This window comes from Natrinema ejinorense, from assembly GCF_002494345.1.
Taxonomy (GTDB): Archaea; Halobacteriota; Halobacteria; order Halobacteriales; family Natrialbaceae; genus Natrinema; species Natrinema longum.
This window is the reverse complement of sequence record NZ_NXNI01000001.1, coordinates 289,627-302,451: the sequence shown is the minus strand read 5'-3', so window position 1 is coordinate 302,451 and position 12,825 is coordinate 289,627. Positions and strand designations below refer to the sequence as shown.

16 protein-coding genes are annotated in these 12,825 nt (G+C 63.7%); all 16 read right to left on the bottom strand.

Going from position 1 to position 12,825, the window contains the following annotated elements:
• Positions 1 to 12 precede the first annotated feature (12 nt).
• The 16 genes from CP557_RS01500 to CP557_RS01425 all read right to left on the bottom strand — a co-directional run bounded on the left by CP557_RS01500 (position 13) and on the right by CP557_RS01425 (position 12,823).
• Entirely contained in the window at positions 13 to 1,992 is a 1,980-nt protein-coding gene (locus CP557_RS01500) for a phage tail protein (protein ID WP_097378275.1), read from the bottom strand.
• 9 nt (positions 1,993 to 2,001) lie between these two features.
• On the bottom strand, positions 2,002 to 4,584 hold the full coding sequence (locus tag CP557_RS01495; RefSeq protein ID WP_143824998.1) for a hypothetical protein: 2,583 nt from the start codon (positions 4,582 to 4,584) through the stop codon (positions 2,002 to 2,004).
• Between the two features lie 173 nt (positions 4,585 to 4,757).
• The gene (locus CP557_RS01490; RefSeq protein ID WP_097378273.1) at positions 4,758 to 4,949 is read right to left on the bottom strand and encodes a hypothetical protein; all 192 of its coding nucleotides are present in this window, start codon (positions 4,947 to 4,949) and stop codon (positions 4,758 to 4,760) included.
• 62 nt (positions 4,950 to 5,011) lie between these two features.
• Positions 5,012 to 5,413 (bottom strand): hypothetical protein, encoded by a 402-nt coding sequence (locus CP557_RS01485; protein WP_097378272.1) that lies wholly within the window; start codon positions 5,411 to 5,413, stop codon positions 5,012 to 5,014.
• The gene (locus CP557_RS01480) at positions 5,413 to 6,666 is read right to left on the bottom strand and encodes a hypothetical protein (RefSeq protein WP_097378271.1); all 1,254 of its coding nucleotides are present in this window, start codon (positions 6,664 to 6,666) and stop codon (positions 5,413 to 5,415) included. The genes CP557_RS01485 and CP557_RS01480 overlap by 1 nt, the downstream gene beginning before the upstream one ends.
• Complete coding sequence (locus CP557_RS01475) at positions 6,663 to 6,866, bottom strand: hypothetical protein (RefSeq protein ID WP_097378270.1); 204 nt, start codon at positions 6,864 to 6,866, stop codon at positions 6,663 to 6,665. The genes CP557_RS01480 and CP557_RS01475 overlap by 4 nt, the downstream gene beginning before the upstream one ends.
• 60 nt (positions 6,867 to 6,926) lie before the next feature.
• Positions 6,927 to 7,460 carry a hypothetical protein gene (locus CP557_RS01470; protein WP_097378269.1) on the bottom strand — a complete coding sequence of 178 codons (534 nt, stop codon included), beginning with the start codon at positions 7,458 to 7,460 and terminating at the stop codon, positions 6,927 to 6,929.
• Positions 7,457 to 7,843 carry a hypothetical protein gene (locus tag CP557_RS01465; RefSeq protein WP_097378268.1) on the bottom strand — a complete coding sequence of 129 codons (387 nt, stop codon included), beginning with the start codon at positions 7,841 to 7,843 and terminating at the stop codon, positions 7,457 to 7,459. The genes CP557_RS01470 and CP557_RS01465 overlap by 4 nt, the downstream gene beginning before the upstream one ends.
• Entirely contained in the window at positions 7,840 to 8,025 is a 186-nt protein-coding gene (locus CP557_RS01460) for a hypothetical protein (RefSeq protein WP_097378267.1), read from the bottom strand. Before CP557_RS01460 ends, CP557_RS01465 begins: the two co-directional genes overlap by 4 nt.
• A 3-nt stretch (positions 8,026 to 8,028) precedes the next feature.
• Positions 8,029 to 8,208: a hypothetical protein gene (locus CP557_RS01455; RefSeq protein ID WP_143824997.1), complete on the bottom strand. Its 180-nt coding sequence runs from the start codon at positions 8,206 to 8,208 to the stop codon at positions 8,029 to 8,031.
• 197 nt (positions 8,209 to 8,405) lie between these two features.
• Positions 8,406 to 8,852, bottom strand: coding sequence for an HK97-gp10 family putative phage morphogenesis protein (locus CP557_RS01450; protein ID WP_097378265.1), 447 nt, complete (start codon positions 8,850 to 8,852; stop codon positions 8,406 to 8,408).
• Positions 8,849 to 9,226, bottom strand: coding sequence for a DUF4054 domain-containing protein (locus CP557_RS01445; RefSeq protein WP_097378264.1), 378 nt, complete (start codon positions 9,224 to 9,226; stop codon positions 8,849 to 8,851). Before CP557_RS01445 ends, CP557_RS01450 begins: the two co-directional genes overlap by 4 nt.
• 15 nt (positions 9,227 to 9,241) lie before the next feature.
• Positions 9,242 to 9,577, bottom strand: coding sequence for a hypothetical protein (locus CP557_RS01440; protein WP_097378263.1), 336 nt, complete (start codon positions 9,575 to 9,577; stop codon positions 9,242 to 9,244).
• A gap of 91 nt (positions 9,578 to 9,668) precedes the next feature.
• Entirely contained in the window at positions 9,669 to 10,805 is a 1,137-nt protein-coding gene (locus CP557_RS01435) for a hypothetical protein (protein ID WP_097378262.1), read from the bottom strand.
• A gap of 3 nt (positions 10,806 to 10,808) precedes the next feature.
• Entirely contained in the window at positions 10,809 to 11,315 is a 507-nt protein-coding gene (locus CP557_RS01430) for a hypothetical protein (protein ID WP_097378261.1), read from the bottom strand.
• On the bottom strand, positions 11,315 to 12,823 hold the full coding sequence (locus CP557_RS01425; RefSeq protein WP_097378260.1) for a hypothetical protein: 1,509 nt from the start codon (positions 12,821 to 12,823) through the stop codon (positions 11,315 to 11,317). Before CP557_RS01425 ends, CP557_RS01430 begins: the two co-directional genes overlap by 1 nt.
• Between the last annotated feature and the right edge of the window lie 2 nt (positions 12,824 to 12,825).

Sequence of the window (12,825 nt, the reverse complement as noted above, 5' to 3'; positions counted from 1 at the left end):
TCTATCTCAGGGTTAGTTCGTTCGCCCTCTGCGGAACAGCTCCGACGAGAGGACGAGGTTCAGTTCGCCTCGGTCAGCGGGTTCGGCCGTGATCGTGTTCGACCCCGCTTGGAGTTCCCCAGTGAGGTTGATCGTCTCCTCCCAGCTTGTGGTGTTGTCGCCGGAGATCGTCGCGATCTGAGTCCCGTTGACCGTGATCGTGATGTCGCTGGGGTAGTACTCGGAGCCGTTGAACGTCGTCGTCACGCCAGGTTGAAACGCCGCCTCGCTCGAGGTCGTGTCTTGGTTGACACCGCCCTCGGTGGTTGTACTGTCGACTCCGTGGACGTGTTGGCCGTCGGCCCAGTAGCCTGCCGCAACTGCGATGTCGAGCGATCCGTATTCGCTGGTGAAATCCGTAGTGGCTTCAAGCGAGTAGGAGTCTCCGTTTGCGTTTTCGGGAGCCTCGAGTGCCGGGAAAGGGATGGGGGATTCGGTGATCTCGCGCACACGGATGCCGTCGGAGTCTGGATAGTAGTCACCGGATGAGTCGTTTTTGAGCCGCACGGAAAGGCTCCGAACGCCCATCCCGCCTGGGCTGTTCGTCGGTGTTAGGGCCGCAACCACCGCCACCTCGGATGTATCGACACTGAACGAACCGCTGGTCGGAACGGAGCCGATAGTCGACCAGCTGTCGTCGAGCGTCTGTGGCGAACTGTAACCGGCCCGGCCAGTCGCGACGACCGTCTGGTAGTCGCTGTTGTTCGAGCTCGTCGTGTCGACGCCGTGAGAGTGCCGCCAGCTAAACTTGTGTTCGTGTCCGACGCTTTCGACCGGCGATCGCCATGCACGGCCCTGGACGGTCAGTTCGACGGTCTGTTCTTTGACGATGTCGTCCGGCCAGTTTGGGATCTCGAGCGTCTGGGGTGTGCCGCTTTCCGCCGGGTTCCACCCCGAGGTGGCCTGGCTCCTATCGACGAACCCCTGATACCCGCGATTGAACTTCTGGAGATCGGTGTTTCGCTTCGCGTCGCCCTGATTGCTCGACCGCGTCCGGAAGCGATTCGAGAGCGTGACCTGCTGCGTTTTGCCTTGCCCGTCCCAGCGCGTCGTCAGCGTGACCACACGAAGCGAGCGGGAGATGTTTTCCTCGGGGTAGTCGACGTCGACACGATCGCCGAGCGCGAGGTCGACGCCGAAGACGGTCGCCTGGACCTCGATCGCCCGCGGCTCGCCGTCGTACTCTTGGACTTGTGTTTGGGCCAGTTCCTCGAGCCGGTCTTGATCGATGATCTCCTTGTCCTCGACGCGCCGCCAGACGGGGCGTTCGCCGGCGGAGTAGCCGGAGACGACCGCCTCTGCCGTCCGCTGGTCCGGGCCGTCCTGCGCGCCGAGTGCGCGGACGTGCGTGACTTCCTCGCGGATGTCGAGCGTCTTGGAGAAGCCGTCGCCGATGTTGCCCTCCGCGGGCCCGAGTGTGATGTTGCGATCCGACCCACGCCGGTCGAGATAGTCGACCGTCCAGTCGGCGTTGTACCGGATCTCCGCGCCGGTGGCCTTGCGCTGGTCGCGGATCTGCTTGCTTCGCGATGCGTGGCTCGCCGAGTAGGAGATCGCCGAGGCGACCGTCTCGATCGTACCCGCTGACAGCGTGTCGACCGCCGTGATCGCGTCGGTGACGATCGTGCTGTCCGCGACGTTCTGATACGTCAGGTTCGCCGGCGTCGGCTCGGCGTCGGAAGCGTCAGTCTCCGGGCTCGAGAGTTGGACCGAGACGGTCCCGCCCTCGCTTTGACTGTCCTCGAAGCGACCGCCGAAGACATCCGTGCCGCCGGCTGCGACGAACAGTTTGTCGTTGCGTTCGTCGAGATCGTCCTCAACGTTGCTCCAGTCCGAGCGATATACCGTCGCTTCGGCGCGTGCCTGTTCGTCCAAGTCCTCGGTCCGCGACGCGCGGATGGCGTCGAGTTCCGAGACTGTGCCGTCAGTGTGTTCGATTCGCAGTGTGAGCATGTCTGAGGATTAGCGTTCGACCGCCCGCCAGCGGTCCTCGTCGCGGAACTCGACCTCGGTGCCGGTCTCTGCGACGACATCGCCGAGACGGCTCTCGATGCGCTCGAGGCGGTCCAGCAGGTCGTCGGTCCGGTCGGTCGACTCGAGGGCGCGCTCCATGTCGTCGCCGACGTCGCCGACAGTGACGCCGCTGTCCCGGGCCTTGTCCGTCGTCGGCGCGTCGAGGATTAGTTCGGGTCCCTGCTCGGCGAGCATCCCGATGCCGGGCGTCTCGGCGACGCCACCGCTCGCGAACGGGCTGATGCCACCGATCGTATCACCGATCGTGTCGCCTATCGATCCACCGAGCGCATCGTCCGTCGACGTTGGGTCGTCAGAGAATCCGATGTCCCCACCACCGCTGCTATCGTCACCGCCACCTCCACTGCTCCCACCACCGAGGCTTGGGCGGTCTGGCCAATCGATATCGAGGTTGCCCTCATACGCTTTCTTGACGATCTCGGGGGGTTCGGGCCAGTTGATGTTGATCTGCAGTGCTTCAGTGATTGCATCAGCGACTGTCTCGAACGCCGACACAACCTTGTCTTTGGCCGTCCCCTTGACCCAGTCGACGACCTTCTGCCACTGGTCTTTGAGGGTGCTATTCCCAACAAGGCCGTCATATAGCCCGCCGAAGACAGCGATGATTCCATCCAGGAGCGTGCCGAACGCCGCGGTGATGTCCTTATACGCCTGGCCCGACTCGACGTACGTTTTTAGATCGCTGACGAATTTCGTCGTCACCTTCCAAATCTTGCCGTTGAGGCTCAGGTACGCCTTGACTGCCGACTCGACACCATCCAGGAGCGTGCCGAACGCCGCGGTGATGTCCTTGTAGGCCTGGCCCGATTCGACATAGGTTTTCAGATCGCTGACGAACCGTGTGGTTACGTTCCAGATCTTACCGTTAACACTCAGGTATGCCAGGACCGCCGAGCGGATCCCTCGGCCGACAGAGTAGAACGCGTTATAGAGGTCGTCACGCCCGAGACTCGAGACCCAGTCGACGATTGACTGGATACCCGATTGGATGATCGACGAGGATCCACGAATCAGCCGGCCGATCGTCGTATCTGCGACGGTCAGAATCACGCCGAAAAGCGTCTTTGCAGCGGCGTGGAGGATCCTGGGGCCGTTGTTCCGCAGCCACGATGCAACCGTTTTGATAGAAGACTGTGCAGACCCGTCGCCATTGGGTCCGGTCAGTCCATCCAAGAGACTCGAGGCAGCCGTGACGATCGCGTCGAACGCGATGCTGGCTGCTGTCGAGAGGTCATTGACAGCATCCTCTTCGAGATAGTTGGCGACGGTCTCGACACTGCCGGTGATCGTCTTTGGCCCATCGGATGCCAGCCACTCGGTGACATTCGTAATCGCCGTTCGGATCGCCTTACCGAGTGCCTGGAAGCCCTGGCCGATCAGCTTGATGCCGGATGTCTTGAGCCAACTCACAGCCGAACCGATCGCGGAGTCAAGCTTCCTGCGGAGGTTGTTGAAGACAGCGACGACCTCATCGAAGCGCCCGGTTGCGATGGCGATGAAGCTCCCTACTGCAGCAGCGGCGGCAAGCATCGGTGCGCTGATTGCGCCGACTGCAGTGCTGACCGCTCCTGCAGCATACGAGAGAGCGGTCATCACAGCCGACAGCCCTCCGATCTTCGCGACGACGCCGCCCATGACAACTCCGATGGATCCAATGGCCCCACCGACCGCAGCGACCTTGGCGGCGAGACCGTCGGTCCTCTCGTTCAACGCACCGAACGCTTCGGCAGTCGTCTGGACACCCTCCGACTCGGTCACGAAGTCGTTGATCGTCTCGACAGCGCCGGTCAACACTTCGACAACGTTGGTCAGTGCTGGCAACAGCACCTCGAGGACGATCGTCCCCGTTTCGGTCAGTGGCGGGATCGCGTCAATCACCGCGCCCCCGAACGTCTTGAGTTCCGGCGCGAGTTCGCGAGTGACGCGGAGCATCCCGTCGAAGGCGCTGCCTCCGTTGGTCGACAGGTATCTGATGAACCGCCGAAGCGGCGGCAGCGAACTTCTTGCAAGATCGGTGATCGCGCTCGCCACCTGCGGGATGACGTCCATCGCGAGTTCGCCGTACTCGACCATCGCATCGCGGAACTGGTCGACCGGCCCGATCGCCTCAAGAATCCGTTCGACGAGCGTCGGGAGCGCCTCGACGGCGTCGACGAGGAGCGGTCCGAAGACGTCTCCCAACGGCTCGATGAGCTCCATGATCTCCGTCCGCGCCTCGCCGAACGCCGTCTTCAACTCCTCCATGTGGGTGACGGCACCGGTCGCCGCAAGCCCACCGAAGACAGCAACGAGACTCCCAGCCCCTGCGGCCAGCGTCCCGACGACGGCGGCCAACGGGAAGAGCGTCGTCGCTAAGGCACCGAGTGCCGGGATGAGAGCGGTCGAGATACCGACTGAGAGCGCGGTGGTGGCGGTCGACGCTGTCGCACTCGCAGAGCCGTATGCACTGACACCGCTGGCAGCCCCTGCTGCAGCGACACTCACCCCGCCGAGCCTTGCTGCTGTTTTCACCGAATCTTCGCCGAGTCGGTCTACTCGCCGGGCAGCCTGACTGGCCTCGTCGCCGAACTCGTCAGTACGTGCCCGTGCGACCTCTAAACTGCTGACATAATCGCTTGTGTCAGCACTTACCTCTGCGTGGAGTGGATTTCCTGGCATAATTCTGAAAATAGGTTCGGCGTCGGTCAGGCGGTCACACCGAGATCGTCGAACATCTCGCGTCTGGCCTGCTGCTGGCCGCGCTGTAGGTCACGCTTCCGTGCCGACATTCGCGTGCCTGTGCGCTGCTGAGACTGCTGGGACTGCTGGCGTTCGCGGACGATGTACCCCAACTTGAGGCGGGCCAACTCCTGCTGAGAATACTGGCTGATGTCCATGAACGTCAGTCCGCACTCGCTGTGCAGCCACGCGTCGAACGATGCTCGGAGCTCCGCCCGACTCAGGCCTGATTTCCCTCGGTCGCTCCCTGGGCCGCTTCCTCGAGAGCCTCGACGAAGACATCGGGATCGCCAGCGTCGAACAGCGTCGCCAGTACGGCGTTCCCGAGCGCGTCAGTCACCGCTGGCCGGACATCGTCCCAGGAGTCGGCGCCGAAGTCCTCTGGCTCGTGGACGGCGAACTCATCGAGAAGATCGGCAGTCAGCTCATCGGAGAGTTCCTCCGGTTCGTCCTCGAGGCGTTTCGTCCACTCGTTGCGCTGGCCAGTCGTCGCGGGATAGATCTCGACCTCATACTCCTGGTCGTGGATCTCGACCGTCTCCGTGGTGGCGAGCAGTTCGCCATCGCTATCTCGCTCGTGCGACGCTTCCGTGATCGACGGGGTAGTGTCTGTGTCAGACATTAGTTCGTGGCCTCCAGTTCGATGGCGGGATCTCCGCTTGCCGAGAACGTTTCCGAGATCGATGCGACAGCCTGATCGGCTTCGACGGTCCGGCTGGCGGAGTCGGTCGCGGTTGTGTTCTTGAACCGGACGATGCCGCCCGAGAGCTCGTGTTCGATGTCGGCCTGGACCTTCTGGAGCGCCTCCATCATCGACTTGTGGCTGATAAACGATCCAGCCGCGTCGGCGTCGACGCTGGCGGAGCGGTTCCCGGCGTCGATCGCCGGCGCTCGCGTCTGGTGGAGCGCCTGCGTGTTGATGTTGTTCTCGACCGTCCAGGACGCCGAGTTGATTCGGGGGCGGACGGACTCGCCGGCGGGGCGCTCGAAGCGATCACCGACGAAGAACTCGAAGCTCGAGCCGATCGGATCGGAGTGGCTGCCAGCGCCGGTCGGCGGGACGCCGCGATCACCGTCGACGGGCTGGTCATCATCCGAGTACTCGAGACCGCCGGTGAGGTCGCAAAGCGTCGTCCCCGAGCCGTCGGAGATCTCGACGTTGCCTTCCGGGTTGTCGGCGAGCCAGATGGCGTCGATGTCCGCGAACTCGGTGGTCGTCGTGACGGCGGTCGTGCCGTCGAGCGCGATCGTCTCGGTCGTGCTTGCGTCCTCGTTCTCGATGGTGATCTCCATCGTGTCCGTATCCTCGGTGGAGACGATCTCGAGGGTTGTCGACGCGCTCGGCTGATGGATCTTGACTGAGCGCGCTTTTCGCGCCACCAGCGAGAGTTCCATCAGGATCGGCTGGTCGCCCGACGGGTCGAGCGTCGGGCTGGCCGAGTCGACGCCACCGCCGCGGACGACGCTGTACTCTCGAACACCGGCGTCGTCGTTGCCGCCACCATACTCGCGACGGCCGACGGCGAGGAGCGTCCCGAGGAGGTCGTTGAACTCGTCACGAAGGATTCCGTACGCAGAGGCGTCGACCGGGTTGCCGTCCGTGTCGACGAAGAACTGCTGGAGGTCGTAGCCAACTGTCGCCTCGGGCTCTTCGGGCCCTCGGTTGTGATCGACGGCGTCGGCGGTTCCGACGCTGTCTTGTCGAGCGACGGTCACGCCGGGGTCCATCTCGAACGTCCGGATGGCGTCGCTGAATCGGTTCCACTCGGGATCGGTGGGGACTTCGCCGGGAGAGGGTTCGACAACCCACTCGTAGCGGCCTGGTAAGTGGCCGGCCTCGGCGGTCGTCCCGCTTTGGGATTCACTGAGACTCATTCGTTATCTCCTGATTTCGTGTCGGGGTCGTACAGCGAGATGCCGTCAACCGCGTCGGCGACGGCCTCCGCGACCTCTTGGACGACTTCCTGCGAGATGCCGGAGTCGTAGAACTCGATCCCCGGCGGATCGTAGTGGTCGCCTATGAGTTCCTCGCGGTAGAACTCCCGAAGCTGCTGGTTGTCTGTCTGAAGTCGCATGAGAACGTAGTCCGCTACTGGGTCTGGATCTCGGCCCCAACTGGCGTCATCGGGTCGGTGCTATGGAAGTCGGCTCCACGAATAGAGAACGACGCACTGCTCAATCATCACCGATGGCGTCGCATCGTAGTCGTTCGGCGCGTCCGCACCCCGGTAGCTGCCGAGTCCGTTGAACTCGGTGTCCTCGGGCGTGGCGTTCTCGAGGCAGACGTCCTCGACCTCGTTGATGAGCTCGTCGACGACGTCCTCTGCGTCGACGGGATCATGCTGGGACGTGTTGCCGGTGTAGCCCTCCTGGCTGGCTTCGGCCCGCGCCGTAACGAGCAGCTGTCCAGTACGGTCCTGGCCGGGACCCTCGGCAGTGATAAAGTTGTAGCCAGTGCTGCCGGGCGCCGTCTCGTTCGTCCGCTGCACTGTCAACGACGGGTACGTCTCGCCGACGTCATCGAGGGACTCGCCGATCGGGATGAACGCCTCGTTTCCAGGATCGACGGAGAGATCGTAGCCGACAGCGCCGGCTGGATCCCAGTCCTCGAGCAGCGCCTGGTCGATGAAGACCTGTTCGGCGCTGTCGGAGAGGCGTTTCTTGGTCATAGCTCGACAGCCTCGAGTTCGAGTGTCCCGTTGTGCTGATCGGCTTTGGTCTGGATCTCGTACATCGTCTGGTCAGCAGCATCCCGGATTCGAACCGGGGAATCGGTTTCCTCGCCCCAGCCGGTCCACTGCTGACCGGTGTCGTCCCGGACGCGAACGATGACGTCGATCTCCGATGTCGTCCCCGAGCGGTCTCGGTCGCTGTCCGCCGACGGCGAATCGACGCGCGCATCGTAAGCCGCGTTGGGGAGATCGGGGTAGGACACGCTCCAACCGTCGCCCTGGTCGTAGTCGACTGAGGGTTCGTACACTTCGATAGTGGTGTTGTGGAGCGTGCTCGAGTGGACGCGACGGAGTGCGCTCTTGACGGTATCTCGAGTCATCCGTCGTCCTCCAGCTCGTCGCCGAATCGGTAGGATTCGACGGTTGCCTCGTACTCGAGATCCTCGTCCGGGACGTGTCCGAGCGTGTCCTTCGCCTCGAAGTTGGTGATAACGACGACACCGAACTTGGCCTCGCCAATGAGGTCCTTTGCGTCGTCTCGACTGATTTTCTCTCGAGTCATCGGTTACATCTCCTCCAGCGTCCATGACTGCACTTCTGCCCATTCGCCGACCTGGCCGAGGTCGTTCTCCTGCCGCTTCTCCAACCGGACCGTGTCCTTCTCGACATCGTCGAACTGGGGGTCCAGAAGGATCATGCGGAAATGGAGTTGTTTCCACATGCTCACGGTGACGGAGGTTTGCATCAGGACTCGCTCTCCATCGGTGGGCGAGGGGATCCGTTGTACCATCACTCGGCCCTCCGATCAAGCAGGTAAGCAACCGTGAACAGCACAGTGATGATCGCCCACGAGATTATCCCGTGCACCCCAACTGCCGTGAGCGCAGTCATCGCCCCGAAACCGAATCCGTACAAGTAGGCTGAAGCGTGTTTCAACCCCATCTATGCGCTCACCTCGATGTCAGCCGACGCCGATGGGTCGACCTCGTCGGCAGTCGGGAGGTCGTCGGGCCGTGTCGGGACAGCACGGACGCTCGCTCGCATCGTTCCGGACTCGATCAGCCCCTTCTCCGTGATGATCTCCTTGACGCGGCGCTCGAGCGCGAACGCGATCGTCTTGACGAGTTCTCGCGGGCCGTCGATCTGCGAGAGTGTCTTCCGCGTGTTGTCTCGAACGAACGCTGAGAGATCCTGCTCGGCTTCGGCAAGTGCCGGCCGGAAGAACGGCTTGGGATCCATCTTCGAAGTCCCGTATTCCAGGTAGACGGCGTATTCGACCGCGGTACCGACGTACCACGTCCCGCCGTCACCGGTCCACTTGTCACGCTCCTCGCGGAGCTGTCGTTTGTGGGCCTCGAGGCCCTTGATATCGAAATCGAAGCCGGTCATCGATCAAGTCCTTTGGCGTCCGGCACTTCGATCGAGGCGCTCGGCTTATCGGCGCCGGCGAGCGATCCGGTCGGGTCGAGCGTCACAGCCACCTGGCCGTAGGTCGTCGCCGACAGGCCTTGGCCAGTCTCGCCCTCGAAAGAGACGTTACCCCCGCCTTCGCCAGCGGACGAGATCTGGCGTTCAGGACCGCTCGCGACGAGATGGGCCGCCAGTTGCGTGACGACGTCGTCGCGTGCCTCGGTATCGACGTTCTTGCCCTCGGTTCGCCGATCGTACATCCGACCGGCCGCGTCGATGAGCGCCTGTAGTTGACTGTCCGAGAGATCTGTCGATCCGAGTGCGTCGGCTACGTCGTCGGGTTGTACGGTCATCTCTGGAGAAGGTGGTTACTCGCGAGCCTCGGTGATCGCGTCGAGGGCGGTATCGCGATCTTTGCCGTCGCGTTCAGCGGCCTCCAGTGCTTCGAGCGCGTCCTCGGGATAGTCGTACTCGTCGAGCGTGTCTTGGATTTCCTCCACGGTTCGCTCTTGAGGAGGGAACGGTGGCATGTCACCAACCGGATCACCGCCACCGCCCTCGTCGATGGGTTCGACGTCGTGCGGGTGTGCAGCGGCGATCTGGTCGGCGATGTCCTCGGGGAGCTCTTCGCCGGGTTCGATGACGCGGTCGTTAGCGTGGTCGCGGAACGCGTGCGACCCGACCCACCGATACTGGTCGCTCACGACTGATCCCCTCTGACATCAGCCGGCAGGGCATCCTGCATTGGTCGAGGTTCTGCAGTCTGGTCGTATCGGAGACCGTCTACAGTCATGATTAGACCCCGCTGTAGTTGACGACGCCGAGGATGTCGTCGTAGGTCGATCGGAAGAACGGCACGCGGCTCGAGAGTGCCTTGTATCGAGTCGCCATCGGGCTGGGGTCCCAGGAGAGGTTTGTCGGCCCCTGGGCGTTCACGACGGACATGACGCGCGAGTCACGCACGACCATGACGACCTCGTCGTCGGGGATGAACGGCGTCTCCCGCAGCGTGACGTACGGGTGGTCCTGCTGCAGCCGCTGGCGGATGCTCATGTTGCCGTCGCCGCGCGGGTCCTTCTTGTCCAGGACGCTGTTGTGCGTCTGGTTGTAGTAGAGGTAGACACCGCGGCTGCGGGGCATCAGGTTGCGGTCGTTGTCGGAGCCGACCGTCTCGAGGTCCGAGACCATCTGCTCGACGGTGTCCTGGACGTTCGACGCCGACGCTTCCTCCCACGCGCCCGGTGCGTTGCCGGAGATCCGGGCGTCGGTCGTGAGGTAGCCGTCGACGGAGAACTGCCCGCCGTTCGGACCGGCGATCTCGACGCCCCACCCATTGGCCATGATGGCGTCTTCCTTCTCGCGGATCAGTCGGCCGGCCTCCTCGGCCTTGCGGGCTTCCTTGTCTGAGCCCATGTTCTCACTCTGGGCCTGTTCACGAGCGCCGATCGAGTAGTCGACGTGGATGATCGGCTGGGCGACACCGACGGGCAGCGTGGCCGTGCCGTCCTCTTCGCTTTTGGCCTGGCCGTCCATCGAGACGGACGCCTCTTGCTGCATCTGGCTCTCAGCCTGCTCGGTGTAGACGGTGAACGACAGGTCAGAGGAGACCGTGTCGATCCCGAGTGCGTCGTCGAGCAGCGTCAGCTCGACTTCGACCTCGTCGATGATCTCGTCCGAGCGATTCGCCCACTCGTCGTAGTCGTAGAGCTGGGCGTTCGCCCGGACGGACGTGTCGTCGTCAGGCCGGGGGTTCAGGTACCCCTTCGTGAATGCGCCGTCGAGCGTGTCCCAAAAGGACGGGCCACGCTCGCTGTTGGCGCGGATCTGCCGGCGGGCCTGCTGGCGCTGCTGGGGCGTCTGCCCGAACAGCGCAGCGCGGTGTAGTTGCGTCGGCGGTTCGAGATCGTCGGGAGTTCCAGTGTTAGCCTGCATCGGTTAGAGCACCTCCACGGAGAGGCGGGCGCGTTCACCCGCGGCCGCTCCGGAGTTGTCGTTTGCTTCGCGAGCGACTGCCAGCGCGGCGCCGCCAGTCGTCGTGATCTTCAGCGAGCCGTCGTCGTTGGTCCCGAGCCGGTCGCCCGGCGAGACGTTCGCGTTCGACGCCGTCGCGAGGTCCGAGCCCGAAGCGAGGAGTGCGTTCTGGACCGTCTCGCCGCGGGTGAACACTCGGATCTCGACCAGCGTCCCTGCCGAGATCGTCTGATCGATCGGATCGGTGTCGGAGACGTCGCGCTTGGGCGGCGTCTTCGGCACCCTCGCGAACTGTGCCTCCGGCCCCAGTTGGTCGACCGTCGAGACGGCGTCGTAGATCGGTACGTCGTCGGCGTTCGTCCCCGTCTGGACGAGGACCTCACCGGGCGTGAGGTCGCTGCCGGCCTCGCCTTCCTTGTAGCGCGGTTCGTCGTAGGTCCGGCCGGCGATGTCGGTGATGCTCTTGGACATCAGAGGTCACCTCCGATGGTGCCGTCGCTGTAGTCGTCGAGGTCGTCACCGCCCGCGGCGTTCGCGGTCGCCCTACCGGCCGCGCCGGACGCGCCGGGTAGCGTCGCGTTGCTCGACACCCCGGCCTCGATGTCCTCGAGGACCGGTTCGGGCGTCTCGAGCAGCGTCTCCTTGTCGTCTTCGTCGTACTCCGAGGAGTTCGCGACGATGCGCTCGACGCGCTGTTCCTTCTCACTCTGCTCCTGTGCGTTCGCGACGACGTCCTCGAGGCCATCCTCGGTGACGAATCCCTGGTCGGCGAGCGCGCCAGCCAGGTCGTCGACCGACATGTCTGCAAGGGTGTCGCCGCTGCTGCCACCGTTGCCGGTGGGGTCAGTGTTTGCCGTCACGTCCTCGTGGATGAGCTCGACGCGCTCGTCGCAAGCATCCTCCAGCGATTCGGCCGTGATGGCGCTGTTGCTCGTGATCTCGTTGATGAGTTGTTCTCGGTTGTCCATTGTAGATCCCGGCTCGTCGGCCGGGTCAGAACTGTTTGCCGCCGGGGTGCTCCCGACGTCCACTCCGGATTCCGCCGGTTCGTTAGAGGTCTCTTCGTCATCGCTGTCCCACCCAAGCATGGTGAGGAGGCGCTCGCCGAGCGACTGTTTGGTCTCGTCGTCGGGGTTATCGAGATCTAAGCCGTCGGTCAAATCTGCGCCACCGTTGGAGTGGGCGATCGTCTTGGCTGCCTCTCTCCCGTCACGTGTTTCCACGCCATCGGGCAGATTCGTGTTACCTTCGACAGTATCCTCGCCCGTTTCGGGGTCATCGGCCGCGGCATCAGACCAGTCGTCGACATCGGCGTTCGCGACCGGTGCCCGGACGACGTCAGCGTTTGCCGTCGCCTGCTGGGGTTTGAAGCCACAGCCGTCCTCGAGGGAACAGACCCCCGACTTCGTTGGGAGCAGGGCGATGCTGTCAGCGTTCGCGATCGCCTCGGCCTGGTCTCGATGGGCTCCGTCGTACGTCCCCGGCGGAAGCGGTTGTGGGAAGTACTGCGAGGAGACATCGAACGGGTCGCCGTTCTCGAGCGCGTCAAGGAGCGCCTCGGCCGCCTCGGCATCCTCGTTCGCCACGGCCTCGCCGTCCGCGATTGCCTCGACGCGGTCGACGTTTACGGCAAGGTCCGCGTCGACCGACCCGTCGCCGTTCCGCGAGGGATTCTCCGCGTGGCCGACAACCTTCCGTTGCCGTACCTCGTCGTCGCGATTGGCAGAGACGTAAAAGCCGTCGTGGTCAGGGTCGTACCAGGGCCGGTCGGGAAGATTCTTCGGGTGGTTGATGGTCAGCGGCGAGCGGTCCCAGTCCGGCGCCGAGTTCGCAACCGACTGCTCGGGGACGTACCCGCCGGCCAGTTCCATCGGCCGGATGAACGTGACATCCTTCGCGACCAGATGGCGATCGCCGTTGATCGTTCGCTCTTCTACCTGGTCGGGATCGACGCTGTTGGCGATGAGTGTGTAGTGCATGG